Source organism: Klebsiella sp. R445 (assembly GCF_051131755.1).
GTDB classification, from domain to species: domain Bacteria; phylum Pseudomonadota; class Gammaproteobacteria; order Enterobacterales; family Enterobacteriaceae; genus Klebsiella; species Klebsiella lignicola.
Genome location: NZ_CP180446.1, coordinates 2,881,694 through 2,896,525 on the forward strand (window position 1 = coordinate 2,881,694; position 14,832 = coordinate 2,896,525).

A 14,832-nucleotide genomic window follows, 5' to 3' on the forward strand; every position below is an offset into this window, starting at 1 on the left:
AGGTGCTGAACCAATACCCAGTATAAGGGTTTAGCAGCAATAAAGAGACAGGGCGCGATTGACGCGCCCTGTAAGTTGTAAGGTGAGATGACAGATTTGTGACCGACCGCGATCTAGTCCGCGTCGTACCCGAGGTTTGGCGCCAGCCAGCGCTCAACTTCGGCCGGGGTCATCCCTTTACGCCGGGCATAATCCTCCACCTGATCGCGCTGAATTTGCGCCACCGCGTAGTACTTGCTATCCGGATGACTGAAATACCAGCCGGAAACCGAGGCACCGGGCCACATGGCAAACGACTCGGTGAGCTTCATACCGGTCTGGGCTTCAACATCCAGCAGTTCCCAGATAACGGCTTTTTCGGTGTGTTCCGGGCAGGCCGGATAACCCGGTGCCGGGCGAATCCCCTGGTAGTTTTCACGGATCAGCTCTTCATTGCTGAGGTTCTCATTCGCCGCATAGCCCCAGTAGACTTTACGCACCCGCTCATGCAGATATTCTGCAAAGGCTTCCGCCAGACGGTCGGCGATGGCTTTCACCATGATCTTGTTGTAATCATCGTGCTGCGCATCAAACACTTCCGCCAGCGCGTCTTCTTCCAGCCCTCCGGTGACCGCAAAGGCGCCGATGTAGTCCGCTTTACCGCTCAGTTTCGGGGCGACAAAGTCGGCGAGGCAGTAGTTGGCAAAGCCCACTTTTTCCGTCTGCTGACGCAGATGGTGGCTGACCGTCAGGACGTGGGTGCGGGTTTCATCGCGATAGATTTCGATATCGTCGCCCACGCGGTTTGCCGGGAATAGTCCCACCACGCCACGCGGGTTGAGCTGCTTCCCGGCGCTCAGCATATCCAGCATCTCGTTGGCATCGTTGAACAGCCGCTGCGCCTCTTCGCCCACCACTTCATCTTCAAGGATGCGCGGATATTTCCCGGCCAGCGACCAGGTCATAAAGAACGGCGTCCAGTCGATGTAGTTACGCAGGGTTTCGATGCTGGCTTCTACGCTCTGCACGCCCAGACGGTGGACCTCCGGCGGCGTATAGTTTTCCCAGTCAAAGGCCAGATCGTTATCCCGGGCAACAGCCAGCGTCACCGGCGGCGTGCGCGGTTTTTTACGGGCGTGTTGAATACGCACGGTGTCGTACTCTTTACGGGTGCGCGCGACGAACTCATCATGCTGGGTCTCCGAGAGCAGCGAAGCCACCACCCCGACGGTGCGCGAGGCGTTCTGCACGTACACCGTCGGGCCACTGTAGTTCTGCTCGATTTTGACCGCCGTATGCGCTTTCGAGGTCGTGGCACCGCCAATCAGCAGTGGAATGGTAAAGCCCTGGCGTTCCATCTCTTTCGCCACGTTGACCATTTCATCCAGCGACGGGGTAATCAGCCCCGAGAGGCCAATCAGGTCGGCATTCACTTCGCGGGCGGTTTTGAGGATTTTATCCGCCGGCACCATCACGCCAAGATCGATAATTTCGTAGTTATTACACTGCAGCACCACGCCAACGATATTTTTACCGATGTCATGGACGTCGCCTTTGACGGTGGCAATCACCATCTTGCCGTTGCTGGAGCCTTTTTCCTTGCTGGCTTCGATATACGGCTCCAGATAGGCGACCGCCTGTTTCATGACGCGGGCCGATTTCACCACCTGCGGCAGGAACATTTTGCCCTCGCCGAACAGGTCGCCGACCACGTTCATGCCGTCCATCAGCGGGCCTTCAATCACCTCAATCGGGCGAGCCGACTGCTGACGCGCCTCTTCGGTGTCCAGCTCGATAAACTCGGTAATCCCTTTCACCAGCGAGTATTCAAGGCGCTTTTTCACGTCCCAGCTGCGCCATTCCGCCTGTTGGGCGTTGGCAGAGTCATCGGTTTTACTGCCGCGGTATTTTTCCGCCAGCTCCAGCAGGCGATCGGTGCCCTCGGCGTGGCGATTGAGGATCACATCTTCTACGGCGTCGCGCAGCTCGGCCGGAAGATCGTCATAAATAGCCAGCTGCCCGGCATTAACAATCCCCATATCCATGCCGTTGCGAATGGCGTAGTAGAGGAACACCGCGTGAATCGCTTCGCGCACCGGATCGTTGCCACGGAATGAGAACGAGACGTTAGAGACGCCGCCAGAAATCAGCGCGTGCGGCAGCTCGCGTTTAATGTCTTCACAGGCACCGATAAAGTCCTGGGCGTAGTTATTGTGCTCTTCAATACCGGTGGCGACAGCGAAGATATTGGGGTCAAAAATAATATCTTCCGGTGGGAAGCCCACCTCTTTGGTCAGAATGTTGTACGCCCGGCGGCAAATTTCAATTTTGCGCGCGCGGGTGTCGGCCTGGCCGACTTCGTCAAAGGCCATAACCACGACGGCTGCGCCGTAGCGGCGGACCTTTTTCGCATGCGCGACGAAGGCCTCAACCCCCTCTTTCATCGAGATAGAGTTGACGATGCCTTTCCCCTGAATGCACTTCAGGCCCTTTTCGATGACATCCCATTTCGAGGAGTCGATCATAATCGGCACCCGGGCAATATCAGGCTCGCCGGCAATCAGGTTGAGGAAACGCACCATCGCCGCTTCGGCGTCGAGCATCCCCTCATCCATGTTGATATCGATAATCTGCGCGCCGCTTTCCACCTGCTGGCGGGCAACGTCCAGCGCTTCGTTATATTTTTCTTCTTTAATCAGGCGTTTGAACTTGGCAGAACCGGTGACGTTGGTACGTTCGCCGACGTTCACAAACAGGCTGTCATCGCCGATATTCAGCGGTTCCAGGCCCGCCAGGCGACAGGCCACCGGGATCTCCGGCAGCGCGCGCGGTGCCAGGCCCGTCACGGCGCGTGACATGGCGGCGATATGTTCCGGCGTGGTGCCGCAGCAGCCGCCGACGATGTTCAGGAAGCCCGCTTCCGCCCATTCGCGGATCTGGGCCGCCATAGTGTCGGCGTCGAGATCGTATTCCCCAAAGGCGTTTGGCAGCCCGGCATTCGGGTGCGCGGTGACGTAGCATTCGGCAATGCGCGACAGTTCCTGCACATACTGGCGCAGTTCGTCCGGGCCCAGCGCGCAGTTCAGGCCGAAGGTCAGCGCGTCGGCGTGCCGCAGCGAGTTATAAAAGGCTTCGGTGGTTTGCCCGGAGAGCGTACGCCCGGAGGCATCGGTGATGGTGCCGGAGATCATAATGGGCAGATCCACCCCCAGCGCCTCGAACTCTTCTTTCACGGCAAAGATCGCCGCTTTGGCGTTCAGGGTATCGAACACCGTCTCAATCATGATCAGGTCCACGCCGCCTTCCACCAGCGCTTTGGTGGATTCACGGTATGCTTCTACCAGTCCATCAAAGGTGATATTGCGGTAGGCCGGGTCGTTAACGTCCGGGGAGATGGAGGCGGTGCGGTTAGTCGGGCCGAGGACACCAGCGACGTATCGCGGTTTTTCCGGCGTCCGGGCCGTCCACGCATCGGCGCAGGCGCGCGCCAGCTGTGCCGCGGCAAAGTTGATTTCCGCCGACAGGGATTCCATCTGGTAATCCGCCATCGCGATAGTGGTCGAGTTAAAGGTGTTGGTTTCAATGATATCCGCCCCGGCCTCAAAGTAGGCGTCGTGGATAGCGGTAATCACCTCCGGCTTGCTGAGTACCAGCAGGTCGTTATTGCCTTTCAGGTCGCAGGGCCAGTCGGCAAAGCGTGCGCCACGGAAATCTTCTTCACTCAGACGATAGCCCTGGATCATGGTGCCCATGCCGCCATCAAGAACCAAAATACGTTTTTTTAACTGCTGATGCAGTTGTTCAACTTTGCTGCTCACACTCGCTCCCGACAACGCTCACCCAGGCCAAAAGGCCAACAAACCATACTGGCATAAACCACCAATGCGGAAAAGAGAGCGACGGGCAATATGAGACATGTTCAGCTTCACTCATCCGATCAGTCTGGTTGTGATTGCAAATTGCGCAAATAAAATGAAAACTATTTCCACGATACAGAAAAAAGGATTCAGCGATGGCTACTCCCGTTCCCGCTAAGCGCGGCAGAAAACCCGCGACGCCCGCCGCCCCACAGGCTGGCGGCCAGGTTCAGTCGCTTACTCGCGGATTAAAACTCCTCGAGTGGATTGCTGAATCGCACAGCAGCGTTGCATTGACCGAACTGGCCCAACAGGCCGGTCTGCCCAACTCCACGACCCATCGCCTGTTGACGACCATGCAGCAACTGGGCTTCGTGCGCCAGGTCGGCGAACTGGGCCACTGGTCGGTGGGCGCGCATGCCTTTATCGTCGGCAGCAGCTTTCTGCAAAGCCGTAACCTGCTGGCGATCGTCCACCCGATTCTGCGCCAGCTGATGGAAGACTCCGGTGAAACGGTCAACCTGGCCGTCCTGGATCAAAGCGATCACCAGGCGATTATCATCGACCAGGTTCAGTGTACGCAGCTGATGCGAATGTCCGCGCCGATTGGCGGGAAATTGCCGATGCACGCCTCCGGGGCGGGGAAAGCGTTTTTGTCCCAGCTCAGCGAAGAACAGGTCACCGGCCTGCTACATCGCAAAGGCCTGCACGCCTATACCCACGCGACGCTGGTTTCGCCGGTCCATCTGAAAGAGGATCTGGCCCAGACGCGCAAGCGCGGCTATTCGTTTGATGATGAAGAGCATGCCCTCGGTTTACGCTGCGTCGCCTCCTGTATTTATGATGAACATCGGGAGCCGTTTGCCGCCATCTCTATCTCCGGCCCGATTTCCCGCATGACTGACGATCGGGTCACCGAACTGGGCGCGCTGGTGATTAAAGCGGCCAAAGAGGTCACGCTGGCATATGGTGGTATTCGCTAACATGAACGATCTGAAATCCCTCTGGCAACAGCGGTATCCCGGTACATTTTGCTGGTCATTCGGCGACTCCCCCGCGCTGGCCGATGAGCTGGTGGATCTGGTTATCACCGGGAAAAAACGCGGCACCTGCGGCTCTCTTGCCAGCTATCGCCAGGAGAACCCGCCCATCACCCCTGGCGCCTACCACATCGTGCTCAACGGAGCCGGCGAGCCGGCCTGCGTCATCCGCACTCTGGTCCTCCGAATCATTCGCTTTAATGAGATGACCGCGGAGCTCGCCGCGCGGGAAGGTGAAGGAGATTTGAGTCTGGCCTACTGGCAGCAGGGACATCAGGCGTTCTTCGAGCGTGAAGGGACCTGGTCACCGGAGATGGAGCTGATTTATGAAGAGTTCGCGCTGATCGAGGTTGCCGACGCTCGCTTGTCCTGAGCCGCGAACCCGCGGCTCCCGATAACGTTTTTATCCCGCCTGCTGCATCGCGCCGTAGCGTACGCAAAAGCGCTGGCGACGGCGATAGGCATAGACATCTTCCACATGGCCGTTGCGAATGCGCGTCTGCAGCGCCCGCCAGTAATCCGCCCGCAGCAGGTCGGCGTGCATTTCTTCCAGCAGCGGTCCGATACGCGGGTCCGCGCACAGCCAGTGGCGAAACTCTTCCGGAAAAACATCCCCGGCAGAAACGCTGTACCACGGTTCGCTCGCCAGCTCGTCCTCCGGGTAGCGCGGCGGTGGTATTTCGCGGAAATTCACCTCGGTCATGTAGCAAATTTCATCGTAATCATAAAACACCACCCGTCCATGGCGGGTCACACCGAAATTTTTAAACAGCATATCGCCGGGAAAAATATTCGCCGCGGCAAGCTGGCGGATCGCGTTGCCGTACTCCTCCACCGCATCGCGCAGCGCCTGGCCGCTCACCTGCTCCAGCCAGATATTCAGCGGCACCATGCGGCGTTCAATATAGAGATGGCTGATGGCGATCCGGTCGCCAAGATCGGTGATTTTAGCCCCGGCTTCGGCCTGCAATAACGCCATCAGCGCCGGAGCAATTTGCCGTTTTTCCAGCACGAAGTTTTCAAACTCCTGGGTGTCGGCCATACGTCCGACGCGGTCATGTTCTTTCACCAGCTGATAGCAGGCCCGCACGTGGGCGGCGGTCATCTCCTTTTGCGGCGCAAAGCGGTCTTTAATGACTTTAAAAACCCGATCAAAGCCCGGCAGGGTAAACACCAGCATCACCATCCCGCGGATCCCCGGCGCCTCAATAAACTGCTCATTGCTGCGGCCGATGTAGTAGAGATATTCCCGATAGCTTTCGGTCTTTGCATGCTTCTGGCAGCCAATGGCCATATACAGCTCGGCGGTGGTTTTACCGGGCAGAATATCGCGCAGCCACTCGACCAGCGCTCCGGGCAGCGGGGCGTAGACCATGAAATAGGAGCGGGCGAAGCCAAAGACAATACTGGCTTCGGCGTGGGTTGTCAGACAGGTATCAATAAACAGCTCACCTTCATCGCTGCGATGGACAGGCAACAAAAAGGGCAAGGTTGCGACCGGGGTGATCAACTTTCCAACCAGCCAGGCCGCTTTATTACGATAAAAAAGCTCGTTCGCCACTTGCAGATGGCTGCGGGAGAGCATCTCACTGCCCAGCGCCTCCTGCAAAGACGCACTAATGTAGCCGATGTCGCGCACCTTGTTTTGCCACGGTAAACGCAGAGGCAGGTCGGTGAGTACTTTGTTGAGCAACGTCTCCCAGCCGCGATCGGGGAAAAAGCTTTTTGCCAGCGGACGGGGAAGCGCCCGACCGCTGCGCGCAGGCTGCGAACTGAAAATAAACAGCCGCTCGGGAGTCAGCGAGCGGTGGTCGAACAGTCGACAATGGACAGAATTAAAAAAGCTCTCGGCAATTTCAAAACGCGGGTAGTCCGGTAGCAGACGGGTGTACTGCTCTTTCACCCGCAGCAAAAAATCCACATCGGTGCTTTTGCCTTCGGTGATACAGCGCAGCTGCTCCACCACCAGGCCAACGTGATGATCGTAAAGGTGAATACGTTGCTTCATGGCCTGCTGAACCGCATGCCAGTCAGCATCCTCAAAGCGCTGCTGCGCGCCAGAAGTGACTTCCAGGAAACGCCCGTACTGCGCGTCAAAACCTTGCAAAATAGTTTGTGCAATCAGTAATTCCAGGCCACGCGTCATAGCTTCCCCCTCACCCCAGACCCTCTCCCCCACAGGGAGAGGGGGAACACGATCAGAACTGCTCTTCTTCCGTGGAACCGGTCAGTGCCGTGACGGAGGAAGCCCCGCCCTGAATGATGGTCGTGACCTTATCGAAGTAGCCGGTCCCCACCTCCTGCTGGTGAGAAACGAAGGTGTAGCCTTGCGAAGCGGCGGCAAATTCCGGCTGCTGTACCTTCTCGACGTAGTGCTTCATCCCCTCCCCCTGCGCGTAGGCATGGGCCAGGTCGAACATGTTGAACCACATGCTGTGGATCCCCGCCAGCGTGATGAACTGGTATTTGTAGCCCATGTCGGACAGCGCCTGCTGGAAACGGGCGATGGTGCTGTCATCCAGATTTTTCTTCCAGTTAAACGACGGTGAGCAGTTATAGGCCAGCAATTTGCCAGGGAAGCGGGCGTGAATGGCCTCGGCAAAGCGACGAGCCTGCTCAAGGTCCGGTTTCGAGGTTTCACACCACACCAGATCGGCATAGGGCGCGTAGGCCAGCCCGCGGCTGATCGCCTGTTCAATGCCGGCATGTGTCCGGAAAAAACCTTCGCTGGTGCGATCGCCGGTGACAAACTCACGATCGTACGGATCGCAGTCAGAGGTGATCAAATCGGCGGCATCGGCATCCGTTCGGGCGATCACCAGCGTAGGGACGCCCATGACATCCGCCGCCAGGCGTGCCGCGACCAGCTTCTGGATCGCCTCCTGGGTCGGTACCAGCACTTTTCCGCCCATATGCCCGCACTTCTTCACCGACGCCAGCTGATCTTCGAAGTGAACGGCCGCTGCACCGGCTTCAATCATCGATTTCATCAGCTCAAAGGCGTTCAGTACGCCGCCAAACCCCGCTTCGGCATCGGCAACGATCGGCAGGAAGTAATCGGTGTAACGCGGATCCCCCGGTTCAATACCGGTCGACCACTGGATCTGATCCGCGCGACGGAAGGTATTGTTGATCCGATCGACCACCGCCGGGACAGAGTTCGCCGGGTACAGTGATTGATCCGGGTACATGCTGGAGGCAAGGTTGGCATCCGCCGCCACCTGCCAGCCGGAGAGGTAAATCGCCTCGATGCCGGCCTTCGCCTGCTGCAACGCCTGCCCGCCGGTTAACGCCCCGAGGCTGTTGATGTACCCTTTTTTCGCTTCGCCATGCAGCAGTCGCCACATTTTGGCCGCGCCCAACTGCGCCAGGGTGCATTCCGGATTGACGGAACCGCGCAATTTCACCACATCCTCAGCGCTATAGGGGCGGGTAATGCCTTCCCAACGCGGTTGTGTCCACTCTTTGTTTAATGCTTCGATTTGTTGGGTACGGGTTTTCATGTGCAGATGCTCCATTATTTTATTCCTGGCTTCCCAGGCTTTATCGGTGAAGGCTGTGTGGCCACGGACAAACACATTCAGCTGTTGCTTATGCCAGCAGGCGGTAGCCCGGCAGCGTCAGGAAGTCGATTAGCTCATCAGAGGTGGTGATCTGTTCCATCAGGCGCGCGGCATCATCGAAGCGCCCGCTGCTGTAGCGGTGTTCGCCCAGCTCCTCCTGAATTACCATCAGCTCTTCAGCCAGCCACTGGCGGAACAGGGCTTTGGTGACCGGCGTGCCGTCGCTGAGGGTTTTCTGGTGGTGGATCCATTGCCAGATGGAGGTTCGCGATATTTCGGCGGTCGCCGCATCTTCCATCAGACCGTAAATCGGTACGCAGCCATTACCGGAGATCCAGGCTTCGATGTACTGCACCGCGACACGGATATTGGCGCGCATCCCCACTTCGGTGCGCTCGCCCTCACAGGGTGCCAGCAGCTGTTCAGCGTCGATCGGCGCATCCTCTTCCCGGCCGACGGACAGCTGGTTGGGACGTTCACCCAGAACGCGATTGAAAACTGCCATCGCCGTATCCGCCAGCCCTGGGTGTGCGATCCAGGTACCGTCGTGGCCATTGTTGGCTTCCAGTTCTTTATCGGCGGTCACTTTGCCGAGCACCTGGCGGTTACGGTCGGCATCTTTGCTGGGGATGAATGCCGCCATGCCACCCATCGCAAACGCGCCACGCCGGTGGCAGGTTTTAATCAGCAAACGTGAATAAGCACTGAGGAAAGGCTTATCCATGGTGACCACCTGGCGATCCGGTAATACGCGGTCACCATGGTTTTTTAAAGTTTTGATATAGCTGAAAATGTAATCCCAACGGCCACAGTTCAGACCGACAATGTGGTCCCGCAACGCATGCAGGATTTCATCCATCTGGAATACCGCCGGCAGCGTTTCGATTAACAGCGTGGCCTTGATGGTGCCGCGCGGCAGACTGAAGCGGTCTTCAGTGAAGCTAAAGACTTCACTCCACCATGCCGCTTCCTGCCAGGCCTGGGTTTTCGGCAGATAGAAATAAGGGCCGCTCCCCTTCGCCAGTAGGTTCTGGTGGTTGTGGAAAAAATAGAGGGCGAAATCAAACAGGCTGCCGGGGATCGCCTCGCCGCGCCATGTCACATGTTTTTCTGGCAAATGCAAGCCACGTACGCGGCACACCAGCACCGCCGGATCGGGCTTGAGCTGATAAATTTTACCGGCTTCGTTGGTGTAGCTGATGGTGCCGTTCACCGCATCGCGCAGGTTAATCTGCCCATCAATCACTTTGTTCCAGTCCGGCGCCAGCGAATCTTCGAAGTCCGCCATAAAGACTTTTACGTTGGCATTGAGGGCGTTAATCACCATTTTGCGCTCAACGGGTCCGGTGATTTCCACCCGGCGATCCTGCAAATCAGCGGGAATACCGCGGATCGTCCAGTTACCATTTCTAATGGAAGCCGTTTCCGAAATAAAATCAGGCAGCGTTCCGTTATCAATCGCCTGCTGTTGCTGCAGGCGGGTCGCCAGCAGTTTATTGCGCTCAGGCGTAAAGCGGCTCACCAGTTCCGTCAGAAATTCCACCGCCTCAGGCGTTAAAATCTGCGTTTCCTGCTCGCCATATGGCCGGTTAAAGGCCAGTTCATCAGTCATTGTCGCCTGTTGCGTCATTGTGTAGCTCCTGTTGGTTGATCCCGCTGGCGCGAGTGAACGATCGTTGTCTGCTTTTCGCTCAACACAACTAAGACTACTCAATAAAATTCCAAAATCAAAAACAATTTCCATTTTTAATTTAATATCATTACAACATATTGATAACATTGATATTAAAGTTAATTGCAATCGTGAAGTGAATTTCGGAAACAAAAAAGGCACCCGAAGGTGCCAGAGGCAAAATGCTGAAACGCTTAAGGATCGCGTTGTCTGGATGATTAGTCTAAAGTCGGATTCATATTCCGCAGATCGTATGGAGTGATCTGGTAAACGTAATAGTTAAGCCAGTTCGCAAACAGCAGATTTCCATGACTGCGCCAGGTGGCGCGCGGTTTGTTTTGCGGATCGTTTTGTGGGAAATAGTTGTCGGGAATTTGCGGGCTCAGACCGGCTTCAACATCGCGGAAAAATTCGCTGGCCAGGGTATTAGCATCGTATTCAGGGTGTCCGGTCACGAAGGCAATGCGTTTGTCTTTGCTGGCAAACAGGTAGGCATCGCCCTCTTCCGTTTCGGCCAGGATCTCTAAATCGGTGTAGTCACGAATCAATGCCGCCGGGAAATCGGCGTAGCGTGAGTGCGGTGCCAGGAAAGAGTCATCAAAACCACGCGTCAGTAAGGCGTGAGGATGCAGGATATGGTGTTCGTAGACGCCGGAAATTTTTTCAGAACGGGTTTGTTTAGGAATGCCGTACAGAATATTGAGCGCGGCCTGTACCGCCCAACAGACAAAAAGCGTGGAGGTGACGTGATCTTTCCCCCACTCCAGCACCTGTTTGATCTGCGGCCAGTAGGCCACGTCATTAAATTCAACCAGCCCTAACGGGGCGCCTGTGACAATCAGTCCATCAAAGTTCTGGTCGCAGATGTCGTCGAAGTTACAGTAGAAATTATTGAGGTGCTCGCTTGGCGTATTGCGGGATTCACGCGCGTCAATACGCAGCAGCTGGATATCAAGCTGCAGCGGAGAGTTCGAGAGCAGACGCAGAAACTGGTTCTCGGTCTCGATTTTTTTCGGCATCAGGTTAAGGATTAGCACCTTCAGCGGACGAATTTCCTGAGTTGTCGCACGCGAAGCCGTCATCACAAAGACGTTCTCATCACGCAAGAAATTGACGGCTGGTAGCTCGTCCTGCACCCGAATTGGCATAACTTTATTACCTCATAGCATACGTATAAACGTTTAGACATCCAGACAGCTAACAATAACCAGGAATAAGGAGAATGTCGAGTCTGCAAGTAGAAGGTGAAAAAGTTTCAACCACGTCCGGGATAGAATACAGCGCTTAATCTCAAGGAAACATAGAGAATGTGATGATTCAGCGTTTGAGGGGCAATGCTGGCGAATAATTGATTGATAGGAGAGAGATTTTACTGTGGCAATGTATCAGTATGACAGGGAATAAAACGCAGAAAAAACAAAAGGCCCAGTCTTTCGACTGAGCCCTTTGCTTTATTTGATGCCTGGCAGTTCCCTACTCTCACATGGGGAGACCCCACACTACCATCGGCGCTACGGCGTTTCACTTCTGAGTTCGGCATGGGGTCAGGTGGGACCACCGCGCTATTGCCGCCAGGCAAATTCTGTTACCAGGATGCTAAAAAGCACCCCAGTTAATCTGTATCAGGCTGAAAATCTTCTCTCTGCTCACCAAAACAGCTTTGGCGTTGTAAGGTTAAGCCTCACGGTTCATTAGTATCGGTTAGCTCAACGTATCGCTACGCTTACACACCCGACCTATCAACGTCGTAGTCTTCAACGTTCCTTCAGGACTCTCAAGGAGTCAGGGAGAACTCATCTCGGGGCAAGTTTCGTGCTTAGATGCTTTCAGCACTTATCTTTTCCGCATTTAGCTACCGGGCAATGCCATTGGCATGACAACCCGAACACCAGTGATGCGTCCACTCCGGTCCTCTCGTACTAGGAGCAGCCCCCCTCAATTCTCCAGCGCCCACGGCAGATAGGGACCGAACTGTCTCACGACGTTCTAAACCCAGCTCGCGTACCACTTTAAACGGCGAACAGCCGTACCCTTGGGACCTACTTCAGCCCCAGGATGTGATGAGCCGACATCGAGGTGCCAAACACCGCCGTCGATATGAACTCTTGGGCGGTATCAGCCTGTTATCCCCGGAGTACCTTTTATCCGTTGAGCGATGGCCCTTCCATTCAGAACCACCGGATCACTATGACCTGCTTTCGCACCTGCTCGCGCCGTCACGCTCGCAGTCAAGCTAGCTTATGCCATTGCACTAACCTCCTGATGTCCGACCAGGATTAGCTAACCTTCGTGCTCCTCCGTTACTCTTTGGGAGGAGACCGCCCCAGTCAAACTACCCACCAGACACTGTCCGCAACCCGGATCACGGGTCTACGTTAGAACATCAAACATTAAAGGGTGGTATTTCAAGGTTGGCTCCATGCAGACTGGCGTCCACACTTCAAAGCCTCCCACCTATCCTACACATCAAGGCTCAATGTTCAGTGTCAAGCTATAGTAAAGGTTCACGGGGTCTTTCCGTCTTGCCGCGGGTACACTGCATCTTCACAGCGAGTTCAATTTCACTGAGTCTCGGGTGGAGACAGCCTGGCCATCATTACGCCATTCGTGCAGGTCGGAACTTACCCGACAAGGAATTTCGCTACCTTAGGACCGTTATAGTTACGGCCGCCGTTTACCGGGGCTTCGATCAAGAGCTTCTCCTTACGGATAACCCCATCAATTAACCTTCCGGCACCGGGCAGGCGTCACACCGTATACGTCCACTTTCGTGTTTGCACAGTGCTGTGTTTTTAATAAACAGTTGCAGCCAGCTGGTATCTTCGACTGATTTCAGCTCCACGAGCAAGTCGCTTCACTTACCATCAGCGTGCCTTCTCCCGAAGTTACGGCACCATTTTGCCTAGTTCCTTCACCCGAGTTCTCTCAAGCGCCTTGGTATTCTCTACCTGACCACCTGTGTCGGTTTGGGGTACGATTTGATGTTACCTGATGCTTAGAGGCTTTTCCTGGAAGCAGGGCATTTGTTACTTCAGCACCGTAGTGCCTCGTCATCACACCTCAGCGTTAACAAGAGTCCGGATTTACCTAAACTCTCCGCCTACATGCTTAAACCGGGACAACCGTCGCCCGGCTAACATAGCCTTCTCCGTCCCCCCTTCGCAGTAACACCGAGTACAGGAATATTAACCTGTTTCCCATCGACTACGCCTTTCGGCCTCGCCTTAGGGGTCGACTCACCCTGCCCCGATTAACGTTGGACAGGAACCCTTGGTCTTCCGGCGAGCGGGCTTTTCACCCGCTTTATCGTTACTTATGTCAGCATTCGCACTTCTGATACCTCCAGCAACCCTCACAGGCCACCTTCAACGGCTTACAGAACGCTCCCCTACCCAACAACACATAGTGTCGCTGCCGCAGCTTCGGTGCATGGTTTAGCCCCGTTACATCTTCCGCGCAGGCCGACTCGACCAGTGAGCTATTACGCTTTCTTTAAATGATGGCTGCTTCTAAGCCAACATCCTGGCTGTCTGTGCCTTCCCACATCGTTTCCCACTTAACCATGACTTTGGGACCTTAGCTGGCGGTCTGGGTTGTTTCCCTCTTCACGACGGACGTTAGCACCCGCCGTGTGTCTCCCGTGATAACATTCTTCGGTATTCGTAGTTTGCATCGGGTTGGTAAGTCGGGATGACCCCCTAGCCGAAACAGTGCTCTACCCCCGAAGATGAGTTCACGAGGCGCTACCTAAATAGCTTTCGGGGAGAACCAGCTATCTCCCGGTTTGATTGGCCTTTCACCCCCAGCCACAAGTCATCCGCTAATTTTTCAACATTAGTCGGTTCGGTCCTCCAGTTAGTGTTACCCAACCTTCAACCTGCCCATGGCTAGATCACCGGGTTTCGGGTCTATACCCTGCAACTTAACGCCCAGTTAAGACTCGGTTTCCCTGCGGCTCCCCTATACGGTTAACCTTGCTACAGAATATAAGTCGCTGACCCATTATACAAAAGGTACGCAGTCACCTGACAAATCAGGCTCCCACTGCTTGTACGTACACGGTTTCAGGTTCTTTTTCACTCCCCTCGCCGGGGTTCTTTTCGCCTTTCCCTCACGGTACTGGTTCACTATCGGTCAGTCAGGAGTATTTAGCCTTGGAGGATGGTCCCCCATATTCAGACAGGATACCACGTGTCCCGCCCTACTCTTCGAGTTCACAACGTGTGCATTTTAGTGTACGGGGCTATCACCCTGTACCGCCGGACTTTCCAGACCGTTCCACTAACACACGCGCTGATTCAGACTCTGGGCTCCTCCCCGTTCGCTCGCCGCTACTGGGGGAATCTCGGTTGATTTCTTTTCCTCGGGGTACTTAGATGTTTCAGTTCCCCCGGTTCGCTTCGTTAAGCTATGTATTCACTTAACGATAGTGTGACGGATCACACTGGGTTTCCCCATTCGGAAATCGCCGGTTATAACGGTTCATATCACCTTACCGACGCTTATCGCAGATTAGCACGTCCTTCATCGCCTCTGACTGCCAGGGCATCCACCGTGTACGCTTAGTCGCTTAACCTCACAACCCGAAGCTGTTTCGTAAAACAGTCCGTATTGCGAAAATTTGAGAGACTCGAACACACCGCTTTTCCTTTCTTATTACGGAGAAAGGAAACAGTGTGTCGTTTCAATTTTCAGCTTGATCCAGATTTTTAAAGAGCAAA

Annotated in this window: 7 protein-coding genes and 2 rRNA genes; 2 read left to right on the forward strand and 7 right to left on the reverse strand. The window is 55.4% G+C overall.

Going from position 1 to position 14,832, the window contains the following annotated elements:
- Positions 1–113 precede the first annotated feature (113 nt).
- A complete protein-coding gene (gene metH / locus ACMYSN_RS13490; protein ID WP_462495188.1) occupies positions 114–3,797 on the reverse strand; it encodes a methionine synthase in 3,684 nt (1,227 codons plus the stop codon).
- A gap of 194 nt (positions 3,798–3,991) precedes the next feature.
- On the opposite strand from metH, the gene iclR reads away from it, so the two are divergent.
- Positions 3,992–4,819 carry a glyoxylate bypass operon transcriptional repressor IclR gene (gene iclR / locus ACMYSN_RS13495; RefSeq protein ID WP_462495189.1) on the forward strand — a complete coding sequence of 276 codons (828 nt, stop codon included), beginning with the start codon at positions 3,992–3,994 and terminating at the stop codon, positions 4,817–4,819.
- Complete coding sequence (locus ACMYSN_RS13500; protein ID WP_462495190.1) at positions 4,803–5,249, forward strand: ASCH domain-containing protein; 447 nt, start codon at positions 4,803–4,805, stop codon at positions 5,247–5,249. Before iclR ends, ACMYSN_RS13500 begins: the two co-directional genes overlap by 17 nt.
- A 30-nt stretch (positions 5,250–5,279) precedes the next feature.
- On the opposite strand, the gene aceK is transcribed toward ACMYSN_RS13500, so the two are convergent.
- The 6 genes from aceK to ACMYSN_RS13530 form a co-directional block, all read right to left on the reverse strand.
- Entirely contained in the window at positions 5,280–7,022 is a 1,743-nt protein-coding gene (aceK, locus tag ACMYSN_RS13505; protein WP_462495191.1) for a bifunctional isocitrate dehydrogenase kinase/phosphatase, read from the reverse strand.
- Positions 7,023–7,074: 52 nt separating this feature from the next.
- Positions 7,075–8,379, reverse strand: coding sequence for an isocitrate lyase (aceA, locus tag ACMYSN_RS13510; protein WP_123757965.1), 1,305 nt, complete (start codon positions 8,377–8,379; stop codon positions 7,075–7,077).
- A gap of 88 nt (positions 8,380–8,467) precedes the next feature.
- A complete protein-coding gene (aceB, locus tag ACMYSN_RS13515; RefSeq protein ID WP_462495192.1) occupies positions 8,468–10,069 on the reverse strand; it encodes a malate synthase in 1,602 nt (533 codons plus the stop codon).
- Between the two features lie 260 nt (positions 10,070–10,329).
- Complete coding sequence (metA, locus tag ACMYSN_RS13520) at positions 10,330–11,259, reverse strand: homoserine O-succinyltransferase (RefSeq protein WP_462495193.1); 930 nt, start codon at positions 11,257–11,259, stop codon at positions 10,330–10,332.
- 312 nt (positions 11,260–11,571) lie between these two features.
- Positions 11,572–11,687: ribosomal RNA gene (rrf, locus tag ACMYSN_RS13525) — 5S ribosomal RNA — on the reverse strand.
- Positions 11,688–11,781: 94 nt separating this feature from the next.
- Positions 11,782–14,687 (reverse strand): 23S ribosomal RNA (locus ACMYSN_RS13530).
- Positions 14,688–14,832 lie beyond the last annotated feature (145 nt).